This is a genomic window from Pseudomonas sp. TE3899 (assembly GCF_056279105.1).
In genome coordinates, this window is sequence record NZ_JBWBQR010000001.1 from 5,373,214 (window position 1) to 5,391,764 (window position 18,551).

General features: G+C 60.6%; 18 protein-coding genes and 1 pseudogene. 13 read left to right on the forward strand and 6 right to left on the reverse strand.

Annotated elements, in window-relative coordinates:
• Positions 1-45: 45 nt before the first annotated feature.
• A complete protein-coding gene (locus tag ACZ89E_RS24385) occupies positions 46-777 on the reverse strand; it encodes a DUF2059 domain-containing protein (RefSeq protein WP_149660272.1) in 732 nt (243 codons plus the stop codon).
• A gap of 108 nt (positions 778-885) precedes the next feature.
• Here ACZ89E_RS24385 and ACZ89E_RS24390 point away from each other — a divergent pair, with 108 nt between their 5' ends.
• Both ACZ89E_RS24390 and ACZ89E_RS24395 read left to right on the forward strand, forming a co-directional pair.
• Positions 886-1,518: a 2OG-Fe(II) oxygenase gene (locus ACZ89E_RS24390; RefSeq protein WP_463258779.1), complete on the forward strand. Its 633-nt coding sequence runs from the start codon at positions 886-888 to the stop codon at positions 1,516-1,518.
• A 2-nt stretch (positions 1,519-1,520) separates the two neighbouring features.
• Positions 1,521-2,003 (forward strand): 2-thiouracil desulfurase family protein, encoded by a 483-nt coding sequence (locus tag ACZ89E_RS24395; RefSeq protein ID WP_149660274.1) that lies wholly within the window; start codon positions 1,521-1,523, stop codon positions 2,001-2,003.
• Positions 2,004-2,038: 35 nt separating this feature from the next.
• Here the strand turns inward: ACZ89E_RS24395 and ACZ89E_RS24400 are convergent, their stop codons facing one another.
• Positions 2,039-2,626: a transporter substrate-binding domain-containing protein gene (locus ACZ89E_RS24400; RefSeq protein ID WP_476256611.1), complete on the reverse strand. Its 588-nt coding sequence runs from the start codon at positions 2,624-2,626 to the stop codon at positions 2,039-2,041.
• Between the two features lie 136 nt (positions 2,627-2,762).
• Between ACZ89E_RS24400 and ACZ89E_RS24405 the strand changes: the two genes are divergently transcribed.
• Positions 2,763-3,188 (forward strand): DUF4399 domain-containing protein, encoded by a 426-nt coding sequence (locus ACZ89E_RS24405; RefSeq protein WP_463258778.1) that lies wholly within the window; start codon positions 2,763-2,765, stop codon positions 3,186-3,188.
• Between the two features lie 122 nt (positions 3,189-3,310).
• Here the strand turns inward: ACZ89E_RS24405 and serA are convergent, their stop codons facing one another.
• Positions 3,311-4,540 (reverse strand): phosphoglycerate dehydrogenase, encoded by a 1,230-nt coding sequence (serA, locus tag ACZ89E_RS24410; RefSeq protein WP_123404055.1) that lies wholly within the window; start codon positions 4,538-4,540, stop codon positions 3,311-3,313.
• A 204-nt stretch (positions 4,541-4,744) separates the two neighbouring features.
• Here serA and ACZ89E_RS24415 point away from each other — a divergent pair, with 204 nt between their 5' ends.
• The 4 genes and pseudogenes from ACZ89E_RS24415 to ACZ89E_RS24430 all read left to right on the forward strand — a co-directional run bounded on the left by ACZ89E_RS24415 (position 4,745) and on the right by ACZ89E_RS24430 (position 9,053).
• Positions 4,745-6,139 (forward strand): FAD-binding oxidoreductase, encoded by a 1,395-nt coding sequence (locus tag ACZ89E_RS24415; protein ID WP_149660277.1) that lies wholly within the window; start codon positions 4,745-4,747, stop codon positions 6,137-6,139.
• Between the two features lie 21 nt (positions 6,140-6,160).
• Positions 6,161-6,826, forward strand: coding sequence for a fumarylacetoacetate hydrolase family protein (locus tag ACZ89E_RS24420; protein WP_149660278.1), 666 nt, complete (start codon positions 6,161-6,163; stop codon positions 6,824-6,826).
• Positions 6,827-7,074: 248 nt separating this feature from the next.
• A pseudogene (locus tag ACZ89E_RS24425) lies at positions 7,075-8,005 on the forward strand (SdiA-regulated domain-containing protein).
• Positions 8,006-8,135: 130 nt separating this feature from the next.
• Positions 8,136-9,053 (forward strand): SdiA-regulated domain-containing protein, encoded by a 918-nt coding sequence (locus ACZ89E_RS24430; protein WP_463258777.1) that lies wholly within the window; start codon positions 8,136-8,138, stop codon positions 9,051-9,053.
• 119 nt (positions 9,054-9,172) lie between these two features.
• Here ACZ89E_RS24430 and rpiA read toward each other — a convergent pair whose 3' ends face one another.
• The gene (gene rpiA, locus ACZ89E_RS24435) at positions 9,173-9,844 is read right to left on the reverse strand and encodes a ribose-5-phosphate isomerase RpiA (RefSeq protein WP_149660281.1); all 672 of its coding nucleotides are present in this window, start codon (positions 9,842-9,844) and stop codon (positions 9,173-9,175) included.
• A gap of 301 nt (positions 9,845-10,145) precedes the next feature.
• On the opposite strand from rpiA, the gene ilvA reads away from it, so the two are divergent.
• Complete coding sequence (ilvA, locus tag ACZ89E_RS24440) at positions 10,146-11,660, forward strand: threonine ammonia-lyase, biosynthetic (protein ID WP_463258775.1); 1,515 nt, start codon at positions 10,146-10,148, stop codon at positions 11,658-11,660.
• A gap of 39 nt (positions 11,661-11,699) precedes the next feature.
• Positions 11,700-12,125, forward strand: a complete 426-nt coding sequence (locus tag ACZ89E_RS24445) for a DUF2269 family protein (protein ID WP_054044514.1) — start codon at positions 11,700-11,702, stop codon at positions 12,123-12,125.
• A 130-nt stretch (positions 12,126-12,255) separates the two neighbouring features.
• Here the strand turns inward: ACZ89E_RS24445 and ACZ89E_RS24450 are convergent, their stop codons facing one another.
• Positions 12,256-12,912 (reverse strand): histidinol-phosphatase, encoded by a 657-nt coding sequence (locus ACZ89E_RS24450; RefSeq protein ID WP_149660283.1) that lies wholly within the window; start codon positions 12,910-12,912, stop codon positions 12,256-12,258.
• A 143-nt stretch (positions 12,913-13,055) separates the two neighbouring features.
• On the opposite strand from ACZ89E_RS24450, the gene ACZ89E_RS24455 reads away from it, so the two are divergent.
• A complete protein-coding gene (locus ACZ89E_RS24455) occupies positions 13,056-13,535 on the forward strand; it encodes an RNA pyrophosphohydrolase (RefSeq protein ID WP_007945562.1) in 480 nt (159 codons plus the stop codon).
• A gap of 22 nt (positions 13,536-13,557) precedes the next feature.
• Entirely contained in the window at positions 13,558-15,837 is a 2,280-nt protein-coding gene (gene ptsP / locus ACZ89E_RS24460; protein ID WP_149660284.1) for a phosphoenolpyruvate--protein phosphotransferase, read from the forward strand.
• Between the two features lie 122 nt (positions 15,838-15,959).
• Here ptsP and ACZ89E_RS24465 read toward each other — a convergent pair whose 3' ends face one another.
• On the reverse strand, positions 15,960-16,706 hold the full coding sequence (locus ACZ89E_RS24465) for an NRDE family protein (RefSeq protein WP_476256612.1): 747 nt from the start codon (positions 16,704-16,706) through the stop codon (positions 15,960-15,962).
• Between the two features lie 131 nt (positions 16,707-16,837).
• On the opposite strand from ACZ89E_RS24465, the gene ACZ89E_RS24470 reads away from it, so the two are divergent.
• Complete coding sequence (locus tag ACZ89E_RS24470; protein ID WP_149660286.1) at positions 16,838-17,620, forward strand: sulfite exporter TauE/SafE family protein; 783 nt, start codon at positions 16,838-16,840, stop codon at positions 17,618-17,620.
• Positions 17,621-17,694: 74 nt separating this feature from the next.
• Entirely contained in the window at positions 17,695-18,501 is an 807-nt protein-coding gene (gene lgt, locus ACZ89E_RS24475) for a prolipoprotein diacylglyceryl transferase (RefSeq protein ID WP_133835540.1), read from the forward strand.
• Positions 18,502-18,551: the final 50 nt, after the last annotated feature.

Genomic DNA, 18,551 nt, shown 5'->3' on the forward strand with positions numbered 1-18,551 from the left:
AGCCTCGTTCCTACAGCGAAGGCAATCTTCCGGGCGGCGAAAATCCTACTGCCCCACCGCCAACCCCGCCCGAATCGCCGCCAACGCCGCCTGGTAATACGCCTTGCCCTCATCCGACTCGGCAAAGGTCGCAAACTCTTCCAGTTCGTTATCCGACAAGTCGCGATAGACGTAGAGCAGCGTGTTGTTCAGATCGGCGCCAATCTGATCCATCAGCCGCTGGCGCTGACCATTCAACATCCCGGGGGCCTGACCGCCGCCGAGCAGGCCCGGGATCATCGAGCTCAAGCTGTCCGCCGCGACCCCGGCAATCGCCAGGGTGACTTCGGCACCGGCCTCGCGGGCGGGCAGGGCCTGGGCCAGGTGGCCGATGATCAGCAGGCGCGTGTCACTGGCCTCAATCTTGGGCAAGCCCTTGGCGTTTTTCGCCAGTTGATCGCGTCGGGTCGCCAGCAACTCGGCGGCGACGACCTTCTTGCCCAGCGGGGTCTGGAAAAACGCCAGGGCCGGTTTCGGATCGGCGAGGGTCTTGCGCAGTTGCGCTTCGGCGCGCTGGTCCATGGCCTGGGGGGCGAAGCGCTGGTTGCTGTTGTTGACCAACGCTTGGAAGACGGCGGGCGGCAGGCTGTTCTGGTAGCGCTGCTGGGCGGCCGAGAGGGCGTCGTTAAAATGCGCACGTTGGTCTGGCCAACCGGCGACCTTGTACAACTGGTCGTGGCCGTCTGCCCAGGCGGGCAAAACACAGAGCATCAACAGTGAAAAAAGCAAACGGCGCATAGGGACTCCTGTCGGCAGGCGACTATTCTCCGTGCGGTACAGGAACTTGTCGAGAATTCGTATCAGCCCGCCGCGCGGCTCTGTCGGATTTGCAGGCACAGGAATACTATGCGCGCCATGCAAATACCCTCTGATCACCCGCTGCTGTTACGTATCGTCGACGACCTGGCCGAACGGGGCTGGTCGCAGCAGAATATTTTCCTGCCTCTGGATCTGACCCGAGCGTTGGCGGCTGAGTGCCGTAAACGTGCGGCCGAAGGTGAACTGGCCCCGGCGGCGGTGGGGCGCGGGCCAACGTCGGAGATTCGCGAAGGAATCCGTGGTGATCACATCCAGTGGCTCGAACCCGGCGAGACAGAGGCCTGCGACAGTTATCTGAGCTTGATGGACAGCCTGCGCGAGGCGATGAATCGTGGCCTGTTCCTCGGTCTGGAAGATTTCGAAAGCCATTTCGCCCTGTACCCGCCCGGCGCGTTCTACCTCAAGCACGTGGACCGTTTTCGCGACGACGACCGGCGCATGGTCTCGGCGGTGATCTACCTCAACGACGCCTGGCTGCCGGAACACGGCGGCGAACTGCGCATGTACCTGGACGGTGGCGTTGAACACAATGTGGTGCCCACCGGCGGCTGCCTGGTTGTGTTCCTGTCGGGCGAAGTGCCCCACGAAGTCCTGCCCGCGACCCGGGATCGCCTGTCATTGACCGGTTGGTTCCGCCGTCGCGGTAACGAGCCGTTCTGATCATGCAAAAAATTCTGGTAAGCCGCTGCCTGCTCGGCCATCGCGTGCGTTACGACGGCGGGGCGAGTGGGCCGTTTGATCTACTGGACCAATGGATCGCCGAGGGCCGGGTGGTGCCGTTGTGCCCGGAAGTGGCCGGAGGGTTGCCGACACCGAGGGCGGCGGCAGAGATTCCGGGTGGGCAGGGTGGTGAGGTGCTGGATGGGCATGCGTCGGTGATGACCACTGAAGGTGAAGACGTCAGTGCCGAGTTTCTGTCGGGGGCTTATCAAGCGCTGGAGTTGGTGCAAAAGCACGGCATCCGGATTGCGGTGTTGAAGGCCAACAGTCCGTCTTGCGGGAATTTGCTGACCTATGACGGGACTTTCAGCGGCGTGAAAGTCAGTGGCGAAGGGGTGACGGCGGCATTGCTCAAGCGCCATGGCGTTCAAGTGTTCAGCGAACTGGAATTGGCCGAAGCCGCCGCTTTGCTCACACAAGACTGACGACTTGGACAAACCTTTAAGGGGCGAGCCTGAAATCAGGGCTTGGCCTCGACACTCGTATCCGCCCCAAACCACTTCTGCGTCAACGCCTCCAGCCGACCATCCGCCTTGATCCGCTGCAACGCGTTATCGAGGCTGGCGTGGAATGCCGGGTTACCTTTCTGGAACGGAATCGCCAGGCTCACCGGCTCGCTGGCCTTGGGCGCTTCTTCCTTCAACGTCTGCACCAGCAACATCGACTGTGGCTGCTCTTCTTTCTGCGCGATCAATTGCGCATCGGTGTGGCTGTAAGGCGCGCTGAAGTCGAAACGATCCTTCAGATCCGCGGTCATTGCTATGTGGTTGATGGCGACGTCGTACTTGCCGGTTTCAACACCTGGCAGCAGATCGGCGGCATCGGTCACGACGAAGTCGGCGCGCACATCCAGTTCATTGGCCAGCAGTTGACCCAACTCGACTTCGAACCCGGTCAGTTTGCCGTCGTCCTTGAAATTGAATGGCGGTGTATTAGCCTCAAGAGCAATGCGCAATTCGCCACGGTCGAATACATCGTCAATCAGTTCGGCATGAGCCAAAGGGCTCAAAAGGGGTAGCAGGCAGATCAGGCCAGGCAAGAAACGCATGGTCACTCCTTTGAATTCATTATTGCGACGCTCTGATTCAGGCGCGCTTTGCTATGGTTGTCGAGTGCCTTCGACAACGAATGGCCGTGAAGTTAGATACGGTCACGCGGATTTTACGGAAAAACTGGAGAAGAGAATGAAAACGTTTATGTCACGAGCAGCATTGGCTGGCCTGTTGATGGGTGTGTCGGTGCTCGCCAGCGCTGCTACCCCGGCCCCTAAAGGTGCGGAAGTGTCCATCGTTTCTCCTGAAGATGGTGGGACTGTCCAGAAAACCTTCAAGGTTAAATTCGCTGTCGAGAATGTTGCGCTGGCGCCCGCGGGCGATACCACCAAGAACACCGGCCACCACCATTTGCTGATCGATGCCAAGGATGTTGTGGCTGCAGGCGCAGTCATCCCGGCAGATGCCAATCACGTTCATTTTGGCAAGGCGCAAACCGAAACCGAGCTGACGCTGACACCTGGCAAGCACACCTTGCAGTTGGAATTAGGCGACATGAACCATATGGCCTTCGATCCGCCCATCGTGTCGAAAAAGATCACCGTCAATGTGAAATAAAAAAAGGGAGCCCCTTTTGGGGGCTCCCTTTTTTTATAGCTGCAAGCTTCAAGCTATAAGCCACAAGTCAAAGCAAAAGCGAACTCAACTTGCCGCTTGAAGCTTATCGCTTGTAGCTGCTCTTAAAACAAGACCCGGCAACGAATGGTGCCGTTGATGTGCTGCAGTTTCTCCTGGGCGATTTCCGAGTAATCGGCATCGACGTCGATCACGACGTAGCCGACTTTCTCGTTGGTCTGCAGGAACTGACCGGAAATGTTGATGCCGTTTTCGGCGAAGACCTTGTTGATCTCGCTCATCACACCCGGGATGTTCTCGTGGATGTGCAGCAAACGGTGCTTGCCAGGGTGAGCCGGCAGGGCCACTTCCGGGAAGTTCACCGACGAAACGGACGTACCGTTGTCGCTGTACTTGACCAGTTTTTCCGCCACTTCCAGACCGATGTTGGCTTGCGCTTCAGCGGTGGAACCGCCGATGTGCGGGGTCAGTATCACGTTGTCCAGGCCACGCAGCGGGCTTTCGAACTCTTCGTCGTTGGAGCGCGGCTCCACCGGGAACACGTCGATGGCCGCGCCGATCAGGTGCTTGTCCTTGATCGCGTCTGCCAGGGCTTGCAACTCAACCACAGTGCCGCGCGCGGCGTTGATCAGGATGCCGCCCTTCTTGATGGCGCGGATTTCCTTCTCGCCGATCATCCACTGGGTGGCGGCGGTTTCCGGAACGTGCAGGGTGACGATGTCGGACATGGCCAGCAGGTCGGTCAGTTTGCCGACCTGAGTCGCGTTGCCCAACGGCAGCTTGGTCACGGTGTCGTAGAAGAACACCTGCATGCCCAGGCCTTCAGCCAGGACCGACAGCTGAGTACCGATCGAGCCGTAACCGACGATGCCGAGCTTCTTGCCACGGATTTCGAAGGAATTGGCCGCGCTCTTGATCCAGCCGCCACGGTGGCAGGAAGCGTTCTTCTCAGGGATGCCGCGCAGCAACAGGATCGCTTCGGCCAGCACCAGCTCGGCCACGGAGCGGGTGTTGGAGTACGGCGCGTTGAACACGGCGATACCGCGTTCGCGGGCAGCGTTCAGGTCAACCTGGTTGGTGCCGATGCAGAAACAGCCGACAGCGACCAGCTTCTTCGCGTGATCGAAGATCTCTTCGGTCAGTTGAGTGCGGGAGCGAATGCCGATGAAGTGCGCATCAGCGATCTTTTCCTTCAACTGGGCTTCCGGCAGAGAACCGGTGAGGTACTCGATGCTGGTGTAGCCAGCCGACTTGAGAACGTCGACAGCCGATTGGTGGACGCCTTCGAGAAGAAGGAACTTGATCTTGCTCTTATCGAGAGAAGTCTTGCTCATCTGCGTAAACCTGTATCCCGGAGAAAAATGGCAGGAAATGGTCAACAGATGCTGACCCGGACGGCAACAATGCCATCACCGCAGAATAGCCGTTGGGCACTACCCTGCGGGGTCGGTATGCTAGCATACGCACCCCGCTAAACACTCATTCCTGCGACGTGAAGCGTTCTCAGGATGACCATGAATTGTTCGAGAGTTCTGTCGATGACCAATCCTGCCCTGATTGAAGAGCTGAAGACCCTGGTTGAGCCTGGCAAGGTCCTGACCGATGCCGACTCCCTCAATGCTTATGGCAAGGATTGGACCAAGCATTTCGCCCCGGCCCCGACGGCCATCGTGTTTCCCAAGACCACCGAACAAGTCCAGGCCATCGTGCGTTGGGCTAATGAGCACAAAGTGGCGCTGGTACCGTCCGGCGGTCGCACCGGGCTTTCCGCTGCTGCGGTGGCCGCGAATGGCGAAGTGGTCGTCTCGTTCGACTACATGAACCAGATCCTCGACGTGAACCTCACCGACCGCACGGCCGTTTGTCAGCCAGGCGTGGTCACCGAGCATCTGCAGAACGTCGCCGAAGAAAAAGGCCTGTACTACCCGGTGGATTTCGCGTCCGCAGGTTCGAGCCAGATTGGCGGCAATATCGGCACCAATGCCGGCGGGATCAAGGTGATTCGCTATGGCATGACCCGTAACTGGGTGGCTGGCATGAAAGTCGTCACCGGCAAGGGCGATCTGTTGGAGCTGAACCGCGACCTGATCAAGAACGCCACCGGCTACGACCTGCGTCAGTTGTTCATCGGCGCTGAAGGCACCCTCGGTTTCGTGGTCGAAGCGACCATGCGCCTGGACCGGGCGCCGAAAAACCTCACCGCGATGGTCCTCGGCACCGCCGATTTCGACTCGATCATGCCGGTATTGCACGCGTTCCAGAGCAAACTCGACCTGACCGCCTTCGAATTCTTCTCCGACAAAGCCCTGGCCAAGGTCATGGGGCGCGGTGACGTGCCGGCGCCGTTCGAAACCGATTGCCCGTTCTACGCGTTGCTGGAATTCGAAGCGACCACCGAAGAAGTGGCCAACCACGCCCTGGAAACCTTCGAACACTGCGTCGAGCAAGGCTGGGTGCTGGACGGCGTGATGAGCCAGAGCGAAACCCAGTTGCAGAACCTGTGGAAGTTGCGCGAGTACATCTCCGAGACCATCTCCCACTGGACGCCGTACAAGAACGACATCTCGGTTACCGTCTCGAAAGTCCCGGCGTTCCTGAAGGAAATCGACGCGATTGTCGGTGAACACTACCCGGACTTCGAAATCGTCTGGTTCGGCCACATCGGCGACGGCAACCTGCACTTGAACATCCTCAAGCCGGAAAACCTGAGCAAGGACGAGTTCTTTGCCAAGTGCGCGACCGTGAACAAGTGGGTGTTCGAAACCGTCGAGAAGTACAACGGCTCGATTTCCGCCGAACACGGCGTGGGCATGACCAAGCGCGACTACTTGACCTACAGCCGTTCCCCGGTTGAGATCGAGTACATGAAAGCCGTGAAAGCGGTGTTCGACCCGAACGGCATCATGAACCCGGGCAAAATTTTTGCTGTTTGAATCAACGAGCAGGAGTCGGTAATGAGCTATCAGCACCAGTATGTCGACGGTACGCGTATTCACTTCCCGCTGGGGAAAGTGGTGTGCATCGGCCGTAACTATGCCGAACACGCCAAGGAACTGGACAACCCGGTGCCTACCGAGCCGCTGCTGTTCATCAAGCCGGGCAGTTGCGTGGTGCCGCTGGAAGGCGGTTTTGCCATTCCGACCGAGCGCGGTTCGGTGCACTACGAAGCGGAAATCGCCGTGTTGATCGGCAAGCCGCTGTCGACCAAACCGAGCCGTGAAGAAGTGCTCGACGCCATCTCCGGTTTCGCCCCGGCCCTGGACCTGACCCTGCGCGACAAACAGGCCGAGCTGAAATCCAAGGGCCTGCCCTGGGAAATTGCCAAGTCCTTCGATGGCGCGGCGGTGCTTGCCCCGTTCGTGTCCGCGGGCAGCTTCGCCGACCTGACCGACATCGGCATCCGCCTGACCATCAATGGCGAAGTGCGCCAGGATGGCAACAGCAAGGACATGCTCAACCCGATCGTGCCGATGATCCAGTACATGGCCGGCTGCTTCTCGCTGCAGGCCGGCGACGTGATCCTCACCGGTACGCCGGTGGGTGTCGGCCCGCTGAATGTCGGTGACGAACTGGTGCTGGAATTGCCGGGTGTCAGCAGCTTCAACAGCAGCGTTCGCTGATCTACGCATAATCGTTCCCACGCTCTGCGTGGGAATGCATCCCGTGATGCTCCGCGTCACATTCGAAGCGGACGCGGAGCGTCCATGGCGGCATTCCCGCGCAGTGCGAGGGAACGATCAGGCGCAGGGCTTTCCCGCCATTTCCCGTTTTTTTCACATCCCTTCTGGATAATTCCTCGGTTCCTGGCGTCTGAGCCTGCCCGATTGTGCTATTACCTTTAGCCTGAATTTCTGGAACGCATCCCCTGATGGCCACACCACCGCTCCCGACCCTGCCAACTCCTCGTCGTCCACGATTCCTCATGCGCTGGTATTACTGGTTGTTGCTGGCCGTTGCAGCGGGTTATGGCCTGGCGTTTGCGATGCATTGGGACGACCGCGGTGCGCTTTGGCTGATGGAGCGTTTTGAAAGCCCGGGCCGAGCGCCAACAGAGTGTCTGGCTCCCGGATTACCGGGCGGTGATCGACGCCAAACTGCTGCCGGGCATGGAAAAGGACGAAGCCTCGGACCTGTCCTACGACCCGCAGACCAAAACCCTGTTCTCGGTGATGGGCAAGAACCCGTTCCTGGTCGAACTGACCCTGCAGGGCGATGTGCTGCGCAAGATGCCACTGGTGGGCTGGACCAATCCGGAAGGCGTGACGACCATGGGCAATGGCTTGATCGCCATTACCGATGAGCGCGAGCACATGTTGTCGATCATCAAGGTCGATGCCAACACCCGTGAACTGCACCGCGAAGACTTCCCGAAATACGACCTGGGCCCGTCGAAAGACCAGAACAAGGCGTTCGAAGCCATCGTCTGGGATCCGCGCAATCAGCAACTGTTGCTGGGCGAAGAGCGCCCGCCGCAGCTGTTCAGCTGGAAAAGCGACGGCAGCCAGACCCTCACCGGCGATAAACAGAAACTGGCCAGCAACGAACTGGATATCCGCAACCTGTCGGCCCTGGCCATTGACCCGCGCACCGGCCATACGCTGGCGCTGTCCGCCGACTCGCACCTGCTGCTGGAGCTGGACGAGAAGGGCGAGCAGGTCAGCTTCATGACTCTGCTCGGCGGCTTCAACGGTCTGAAAAAGACCATCCCCCGCGCCGAAGGCGTAACCATGGACGAAGCGGGCACGCTGTACATGGTCAGCGAGCCGAATCTGTTTTATCGCTTCGAAAAACAGAAATAGCCTACAGACGCGGGGTGGCGCGCGGTCGCCGGTTAAGGTAAACCTGCGGGGCCGCGGCCATAGGCCATTAAGTTTGGATTCAGTCAGCCGTGGTATTTCATCCGCCCGCCCTGATTTCGAGCTTGCCTGAATGCGTCGACTTGCCCGCCCCAAACCCCTGATTCTGATCCTGTCGGTGATTGCGCTGATCGTGCTGGTCGCGGTCGGCCAGTACCTGCGTCTGTTCGAGCGCGCCTGGTTCAATGTGCACACGCTCTGGCAGCCGATGAATGCCGAGGCCATTGGCCTGGATCAGTATCGGGTCGAGATCGAGGCGCAAGTGATCGACGGGCTGGACGATGACGTCTCGGCGCTGACCTACGATCCGGTGCGCCACAGCCTGTTCACGGTGACCAACAAAAACGCCGAGCTGATCGAGCTGTCCCTGGACGGCAAGATCCTGCGGCGTATCGCGCTGATCGGTTTTGGCGACCCGGAGGCGGTGGAGTTCATCAGCGCCGACACCTACGTGGTCACCGACGAACGCCAGCAGCGCCTGATCAAGATTCACCTGGAGAAAGACACCACGTTCCTCGACGCCGCGGACGCCGAGCAGATGACGCTTGGTGTGCACATGAGCGGCAACAAGGGTTTCGAAGGGTTGGCGTATGACTCGGTGGGCAAGCGCCTGTTTGTCGCCAAGGAACGCGACCCGATGCTGATCTACGAAGTGCAGGGCTTCCCGCATTACAACCCGGAGAAGTCCTACGCCGTGCACGTGGTCAACAACCCCAAACGCGATGCCGGGATGTTCGTGCGGGACCTGTCGAGCCTGCAATACGACGAACGCAGCGGCCACTTGATGGCGCTGTCCGATGAATCGCGGCTGATTATCGAGCTGGATGTGGATGGGCGACCGTTGAGCACGATGTCATTAAATAGCGGGCGTCAGGGCCTGAAAAAGACCGTGCCGCAAGCGGAAGGCATCGCCATGGACGATGAAGGCACCTTGTACCTGGTCAGCGAACCAAACCTGTTCTACACCTTCAAAAAACCTGCACAGCCCTGACCATCACCACAATCCCCTGTAGGAGCGAAGCTTGCTCGCGAAGGGGCCATAACTTTCAACATCTCAGTCGACTGTTATGGCCTCTTCGCGAGCAAGCTTCGCTCCTGCAGGGTAACGCGTCAGGCCTTGAGGGTTTTTACGCCTTCAGGGGTACCCAACAACAGCAAATCCGCCGGACGCGCCGCGAACAGGCCATTGGTAACCACGCCGACGATCGCATTGATCTGCGTCTCCAGCTCCACCGGGTTGGTGATCTGCATGTTGAACACGTCGAGGATGATGTTGCCGTTGTCGGTCAGCACGCCTTCGCGGTAAACCGGGTCGCCGCCCAGTTTCACCAGCTCGCGGGCCACGTGGCTGCGGGCCATCGGGATGACTTCCACCGGTAGCGGGAACGCACCGAGCACCGGCACCAGTTTGCTGCCATCGGCGATGCAGATGAAAGTCTTGGCCACGGCCGCAACGATCTTCTCGCGGGTCAGGGCCGCGCCGCCGCCCTTGATCAGGTTCAGGTGCTCGTCGCTTTCGTCGGCACCGTCGACGTAGAACTCCAGGTCGCTGACCGTATTCAGCTCATACACCGGAATACCGTGGCCCTTGAGGCGCGCGGCGGTGGCTTCGGAGCTGGCGACCGCGCCATCGAACGCACCCTTGTGCTTGGCCAGTGCATCGATGAAGCAGTTGGCGGTGGAGCCGGTGCCGACACCGACGACGCTCTTGTCGTCGAGTTTCGGGAGGATGAAGTCGACGGCGGCCTGGGCCACTGCCTGTTTGAGTTGATCCTGGGTCATGCGGGCTCCGAAGCGGGCAAGGGGAGAACGGAAAGGCCGGCATTATAGGCTTCGGGGCGGGGAAGGTCATTGGCCGATTGGCAGGCCGCGACGGTTACCTGTAGGAGCGAGGCTTGCCCGCGAAGAGGCCGTCACATCCAGCATAAATGTTGGCAGTAAGATCGCTTTCGCGGGCAAGCCTCGCTCCTACAGGTCCGAGATCCGTTCAGGAGAGGTAAAACCACCCGTTTAGTGTGGTCGCTCAGGCGAAAGCCGGGTTAGACTCCTTGGCCCTGCCCAACCCGCTCAGTGATGCTTTCCGATGCTCGAACAGTACGTCAAGAAGATCCTCACCTCGCGCGTTTATGACGTTGCCGTAGAAACCCCATTGCAGACTGCTCGCCAGCTCTCCGAGCGGCTGGGCAACAGTATTTGGCTCAAGCGCGAAGACTTGCAGCCGGTGTTCTCGTTCAAGATTCGCGGCGCTTACAACAAGCTGACGCAGCTGAGCGATGAAGAACGTGCGCGCGGCGTGGTTACCGCATCGGCGGGCAACCATGCGCAAGGCCTGGCCCTGGCGGCCAAGGTGTTGGGCGTGAAAGCCACCATTGTGATGCCCAAGACCACCCCGGAAATCAAAGTCGAAGGCGTGCGTTCCCGTGGCGGCAAAGTGGTGTTGCACGGCGATTCGTTCCCGGAAGCCCTGGCCTACTCGCTGAAACTGGTCGACGAAAAAGGCTACGTCTACATCCACCCCTACGACGATCCCCACACCATTGCCGGGCAGGGCACAGTGGCGATGGAGATTCTGCGCCAGCACCCGGGCCGTCTCGACGCGATTTTCGTCCCGGTGGGCGGCGGCGGCCTGATCGCCGGCATTGCGGCTTATGTGAAATACCTGCGTCCGGAAATCAAGATCATCGGCGTCGAACCGGACGACTCCAACTGCCTGCAAGCCGCCATGGCCGCTGGCGAACGGGTGATTCTGCCGACCGTGGGCATCTTCGCCGACGGCGTGGCCGTGGCGCAGATTGGCCAGCACACCTTTGATATCTGCAAACACTATGTCGATGAAGTGATCACCGTCAGTACCGATGAAATCTGCGCGGCGATCAAGGACATCTACGACGATACCCGCTCGATCACCGAACCTGCCGGCGCCCTGGGCGTGGCCGGGATCAAGAAGTACGTCGAGCAGCGCGGCGTCACCGGGCACACGTTCGTGGCCATCGACTCCGGCGCCAACGTCAACTTCGACCGACTGCGCCACGTTGCCGAGCGCGCCGAGCTGGGCGAGGGCCGCGAAGCCATCATCGCCGTGACCATCCCCGAGAAACCGGGCAGCTTCAAGGCCTTCTGCGAAGCCGTCGGCAAACGCCAGATCACCGAATTCAACTACCGCTACAACACCGGCAGCGAAGCGCACATCTTCGTTGGCGTACAGACGCACCCGGACACCGATCCGCGCAGCGCGTTGATCACCAGCCTGAGCGAGCAGGGCTTCCCGGTGTTGGACCTGACCGACAACGAACTGGCCAAGCTGCACATCCGCCATATGGTCGGTGGTCGTGCGGCCCAGGTTGTCGATGAAGTGGTGCTGCGCTTTGAGTTCCCGGAACGTCCGGGAGCGCTGTTCAACTTCCTCAACAAACTCGGCGGGCGCTGGAACATCTCGATGTTCCACTACCGCAACCACGGCGCGGCAGATGGCCGGGTAGTCGCCGGCCTGCAAGTGCCCCACGACGAGCGTCATCTGGTGCCGGCGGCCCTGGAAGAAATCGGCTACCCGTACTGGGATGAAAGCGACAACCCGGCCTACAAACTGTTTCTCGGCTGAGCGGCTACGCTGATGGGCACGTCATAAGGAAATCGAACCATGGAAACATTAACCGCCCTCAAAGTGGCGCATGTGGTGGCGACGGTGTTGCTGCTGGCCAGCGCATTGGGCCTGGCGATCTGGGTCGGGCTTGCGCGGCGTAAGGGTGATGCCACGGCGGGCAGTCGCACGCTGCAACGGCCACGGGTGTTCGTCTGGCTGCTGATGGGCCTGGCCTTGCTGAGTATGCCGTTCACCGGTTGGTGGATGGTGCATCTGGTGGGCTGGCCGCTGGGGCAGACCTGGATTCTGGCGTCGAGCGTGCTTTACACCGTGGCGGCGCTGGCGTGGTTCTGGCTGCTGGTGCGGCTGAACAAGCTGCGCAAGGCGCCGGGTGGCGTGGGGAAATTTACCTTTGCGTTGGCGTTGTTCAGTTTTGTCTGCTTGATCGCGATTGCGGGTTTGATGGGCGCGAAACCGGTTTAAGGCGCTGGACCGCGTCGAGCCATTCGCGGACAAGTCGAATCGTCGCACCGCTCGCTCCTGCGGTTTATGCGCCGTGTCCATTTCCGGCGCGCAACACAAATCCTGTAGGAGCGAGGCCGCGAAGGCGATATCAGTCGCGCAGAGTCATCACCGGCCAACCGCGCTTCTCGGCTTCGGCACGCAGATTCGGATCAGGGTCCACCGCGACCGGATGCGTCACCTGCTCCAGCAACGGCAAATCATTCATCGAATCGCTATAGAAATAGCTGTCTTCCAGCGAGTGCCCGGTCTCTTCCAGCCAGCGACTCAAGCGCGTGACCTTGCCTTCGCGGAAGCACGGAATGTCGGTGCTGCGCCCGGTGTAGCGGCCTTCGATCATTTCGCACTCGGTGGCGATCAGGGTGTCGACGCCCAGGCGCCGGGCAATCGGCCCGGTGACGAAACGGTTGGTGGCGGTGATGATCACCAGTTTGTCGCCGGCTTCGCGGTGTTTGGCCAGCAGGGCCAGGGCCTTGGGCAGCACGATCGGTTCGATGCAGTCGCGCATGTAGTCCAGATGCCATTGATCCAGGGTGGCCATCTCGGTGCGGCCGAGGATTTCCAGGCAAAAGTTCAGGTACTCGGCGTTATCGAGCTTGCCCGCGAGGTAATCCTGATAGAACTCGTCGTTGCGTGTCTTGTACGTCACGGCATCGAGAAAGCCGCGTTCGCACAGGTAATCGCCCCAGGCGTGGTCGCTGTCGCCGCCCAAAAGCGTGTTGTCCAAGTCGAATAAAGCCAGGCGCATTGCAGTTACTCGCTGAAAAGTCTGTAGAAAGGCGCCCAGAATACGTACTTTTCACAAGAGTGCACATAAGGTGGGCCGGCTCGTTGCTGCCTTCACAACCTTTGTGGAACAATGCGGCGACATGCGTTTGCGAGGTTGTTGCCGTGATCGACCCCGATGGTTTCCGCCCCAATGTCGGGATCATTCTCACGAATGATGCCGGCCAGGTGCTATGGGCTCGCCGTATCAATCAAGATGCCTGGCAGTTTCCACAGGGCGGGATCAACCCCCAGGAGACGCCGGAAGACGCCTTGTATCGCGAGTTGAACGAAGAAGTGGGTCTTGAGCGCGAAGATGTTGAAATTCTCGCCTGCACCCGGGGCTGGTTGCGCTATCGTTTGCCGCAACGTCTGGTCCGTACCCACAGCCAACCGCTGTGCATCGGCCAGAAACAGAAATGGTTTCTCCTGCGCCTGATCTCCAACGAGCAGCGGGTGCGGATGGATTTGACCGGTAAACCGGAATTCGATGGCTGGCGCTGGGTCAGTTATTGGTATCCGTTGGGCCAGGTGGTGACATTCAAGCGCGAGGTGTATCGACGCGCTCTCAAAGAGCTTGCCCCGCGCCTTTTAACGCGCGACTGACGACGGAGTTCGACCCCGAGCCATGCTCAATACGCTGCGCAAGATCGTCCAGGAAGTTAACTCCGCCAAGGATCTCAAGGCGGCGTTGGGGATTATTGTGTTGCGCGTCAAAGAGGCCATGGGCAGCCAGGTCTGCTCGGTCTACCTGCTTGATCCGGAAACCAACCGCTTCGTACTGATGGCCACCGAGGGCTTGAACAAGCGCTCGATCGGCAAAGTCAGCATGGCGCCCAACGAAGGTCTGGTTGGCCTGGTCGGCACGCGTGAAGAACCCCTGAACCTCGAAAACGCCGCGGATCACCCGCGCTACCGTTACTTCGCCGAGACCGGTGAAGAACGCTACGCCTCATTCCTCGGGGCGCCGATCATTCACCACCGTCGCGTCGTCGGCGTGTTGGTCATTCAGCAAAAAGAACGCCGCCAGTTCGATGAAGGTGAAGAAGCCTTCCTCGTGACCATGAGCGCGCAACTGGCGGGCGTTATCGCCCACGCCGAGGCCACCGGTTCGATCCGTGGCCTGGGCCGCCAGGGCAAAGGCATCCAGGAAGCCAAGTTCGTCGGCGTGCCGGGTTCGCCGGGTGCGGCGGTCGGGACCGCGGTGGTCATGCTGCCACCCGCCGACCTGGACGTGGTGCCGGACAAGACCATCACCGACATCAACGCCGAACTCGGGCTGTTCAAGACCGCCATCGAAGGCGTGCGCGCCGACATGCGCGCCTTGTCCGCCAAGCTCGCGACCCAGCTGCGGCCGGAAGAGCGCGCGCTGTTCGACGTCTACCTGATGATGCTCGACGATGCCTCCCTGGGCAGCGAAATCACCACGGTGATCAAGACCGGCCAGTGGGCCCAGGGCGCGTTGCGCCAGGTGGTCACCGAGCACGTCAACCGTTTCGAATTGATGGACGACGCCTACCTGCGTGAGCGCGCCTCCGACGTCAAGGACCTGGGCCGGCGCTTGCTGGCTTACTTGCAGGAAGAGCGTCAGCAGACCCTGGTCTACCCCGACAACACCATTCTGATCAGCGAAGAACTGACGCCGGCGATGCTCGGCGAGGTGCCGGAAGGCAAGCTGGTGGGTTTGGTGTCGGTACTCGGCTCCGGTAACTCCCACGTTGCAATCCTGGCCCGTGCCATGGGTATTCCGACGGTGATGGGCCTGGTCGATCTGCCGTATTCCAAGGTCGACGGCATCCAGATGATCGTCGACGGCTACCACGGCGAGGTCTACACCAACCCGAGTGACGTACTGCGCAAGCAGTTCGCCGAAGTGGTCGAGGAAGAGAAACAACTGTCCCTGGGGCTGGATAAGCTGCGGGACTTGCCGTGCGTGACCCTCGATGGCCACCGCATGCCGCTGTGGGTCAACACCGGCCTGCTGGCGGACGTGGCGCGGGCGCAGAAGCGTGGCGCCGAAGGCGTTGGCCTGTACCGCACCGAAGTGCCGTTCATGATCAACCAGCGCTTCCCAAGCGAAAAAGAGCAGCTGGCGATCTATCGCGAGCAGCTCGCCGCGTTCCACCCGCAACCGGTGACCATGCGCAGCCTGGACATCGGCGGCGACAAGTCGCTGTCGTACTTCCCGATCAAGGAAGACAACCCGTTCCTCGGCTGGCGCGGCATTCGCGTCACCCTCGACCACCCGGAAATCTTCCTGGTCCAGACCCGCGCCATGCTCAAGGCCAGCGAAGGCTTGAACAACCTGCGGATCCTGCTGCCGATGATCTCCGGCATCCACGAACTCGAAGAAGCCCTGCACCTGATCCATCGGGCCTGGGGCGAAGTCCGCGACGAAGGCACCGACGTGCCGATGCCGCCGATTGGGGTGATGATCGAGATTCCGGCGGCGGTGTACCAGACCAAGGAACTGGCGCGGATGGTGGACTTCCTGTCGGTCGGCTCCAACGACCTGACTCAGTACCTGCTGGCCGTGGACCGCAATAACCCGCGGGTGGCCGACCTTTACGACTACCTGCACCCGGCGGTGCTGCAAGCCCTGCAGAACGTCGTGCGTGACGCCCATGCCGAAGGCAAGCCAGTGAGTATCTGCGGCGAGATGGCCGGCGACCCGGCAGCGGCGGTGCTGTTGATGGCGATGGGCTTCGACAGCCTGTCGATGAACGCCACCAACTTGCCGAAAGTGAAGTGGATGCTGCGTCAGATCAACCTGAGCAAGGCCAAGGAATTGCTGGCGGAGTTGATGACCATCGACAACCCGCAAGTTATCCACAGCTCGCTGCAATTGGCGCTGAAGAACCTTGGGTTGGCGCGGATGATCAATCCGGCTTCGGTCAAGACCCTCTGAAAGGCTGATGGCCCCTTCGCGGGCAAGCCTCGCTCCTACAGGTTTGGTGTTGTTCGCGGATATCGCAAATCACCTGTAGGAGCGAGGCTTGCCCGCGAAGGCGTCGGCACAATCACCGCAATCTAAACCCTGATCTCCACTTCCCCCAAATGCCCGCCATACGGCCCGAAACTCCTTTCGACCATCACCCGCGTCCCATCCGCCGAAACAATCAACGCCGTACTCGCCCGGGTCCCATACGTCGGGCTGGCAATAAACACACTCGACAACAACGTCTCGGTGGCCAATCCAACCCCGGTATCCGGCAGCTCCGTGAGCGGCGCCGTTGCCGAGTCCGCCAAAATCGCCAGCATCGCCGCAGGTTGCGGATCATCCAGAAGTTCGCTCAATGCAGCTTTGGCCTTGAGCACTTTCGGCCACGGCGTATCCAGCCCCGCGTTCGACAGCCCATAAACCCCGGGCGCCAGCATCACCGCCTCGGTATCCCAAGCATTGAAGTGCCACAGCTCGTTGGAATTGCCGACCAGCAGGTTAAACCCGGCATACTCCGCCGAACGGGCGACAACGTCGCTTAAATAGTCATCAATCGACATCTCGCCGCTGAGAAATCCTGCGACCAGTTCACCCCGTGATTTCGGTGACGCTGGTTGATCGGGTTTGCGGATATTGGTCAGCGCGGCAAAGCGCCCATTGGCACCGATACCGAGCCAGGTACCGCCCGCTTCCAGATCCCGACCGGCATGGACATGAGGTGCATCGGCCCATTGCGCCAGGGGCTGGGTGGGCCGTGCATAGAATTCGTCGCGGTTGGCCGCCACGATCAGGGGCTGGGCGTGGCCCGGTCGCCAAGCGAAAACAATCAGGCACATAAGGTGGTCCTTGTGTGTTTTTGCTCACTCTACGCAGACATTGCGCGCGCATCCATCGCCATCCAGTAGAGCTTGAGGCCATGCATCCGTTACCATGCCGCTCCTATTTTCGGGATGCGTGGACTACGGCCATGGAATTTCTGCTCTACCTGGCGCTGGGCGCCTGTGCAGGCGTGCTGGCCGGGCTGTTTGGCGTCGGCGGCGGGATCATTATCGTCCCGGTGCTGGTCTTCAGCTTCAAGTTGCAGGGCTTCGATCCGTCGATCCTCACGCACCTGGCCGTCGGCACGTCCCTGGCGACGATCATTTTTACTTCGGTCAATGCAATCCGCGAGCATCACCGTCGCGGCGCCGTGCGTTGGCCGATCTTTGCCTGGATGACCCTCGGCATCCTGATCGGCGCCGGTTTCGGTGCGCTGACCGCCGAAGCGATCTCCGGCCCGCATTTGCAGAAGATCATCGGCGTCTTCGCGCTGATCGTCGCCGCGCAGCTCGCTTTGGACTTCAAACCCAAGGCCAGCCGAACGGTGCCGGGCAAAGTCGGTCTGACCGTGGCCGGCAGTGTGATTGGCTGGGCCTCGGCGATTTTCGGGATTGGCGGCGGGTCGTTGACGGTGCCGTTCCTGACCTGGCGCAGCGTGCCGATGCAGCAGGCGGTGGCCACGTCATCGGCCTGCGGGCTGCCCATCGCTCTGGCAAGTGCATTAAGTTTCATGATTCTGGGCTGGCACGATCCATTGTTGCCGGCTCATAGTCTCGGTTTTATTTATTTGCCGGCGCTGCTGGGGATCGCCCTGACCAGCATGTTCTTCGCCCGCTTCGGCGCGCGACTGGCGCACAATTTGTCGCCGCGCTTGCTCAAAAGACTGTTCGCCGCTTTGCTGTTGTGCGTCGGCCTGAATTTCCTGCTCTGACAATCCCGGCTTAATCCTGAGGTGGCAACGTCCCCCGGGAATTTTGAAGGTTTCAACTCTAACGAGGAGTCGCAATGCTGCCTTACCCGCAGATCGACCCGGTGGCCCTGGCCATCGGTCCGCTGAAAATCCACTGGTACGGCCTGATGTACCTGATCGGCATCGGCGGCGCCTGGCTGCTGGCGTCCCGTCGCCTGAACCGCTTCGACCCGACCTGGACCAAGGAGAAACTCTCCGACATGGTCTTCTGGATGTCGATGGGGGTGATTGTCGGCGGCCGCCTGGGCTACGTGCTGTTCTACGACCTGAGCGCGTACCTGGCCAACCCGATGCTGATTCTCGAAGTGTGGAAGGGCGGCATGTCGTTCCACGGCGGGTTTATCGGCGTGATGCTGGCGGCGTTGTGGTTCGGCAAGAAGAACAACAAGTCGTTCTTCCAGTTGATGGACTTCGTTGCACCGATGGTGCCGATCGGCCTGGGTGCCGGGCGCATCGGTAACTTCATCAACGCCGAGTTGTGGGGCAAGCCGACCGATGTGGCGTGGGCGATGGTCTTCCCGACCGATCCGGCGCAGCTGGCACGTCATCCTTCGCAGCTGTATCAGTTCGCGCTGGAAGGCGTGGCGCTGTTCCTGATCTTGTGGATCTTCTCGCGCAAGCCACGGCCAACCATGGCGGTGTCCGGGATGTTCACGCTGTTCTACGGCATCTTCCGTTTCATCGTCGAATTCGTCCGCGTTCCGGACGCGCAACTGGGCTATCTGGCCTGGGGCTGGCTGACCATGGGTCAGGTGCTGTGCGTACCGATGGTGCTCGCCGGTCTGTTCCTGATCTGGCTGGCGTATCATCGCGCCCCGGCAGCGCCAGCGGCGGCCGTATAAATTCGAATCCCGGGGGCGACGGCTCCCGGGTTCAAGGACACAGGTAACTC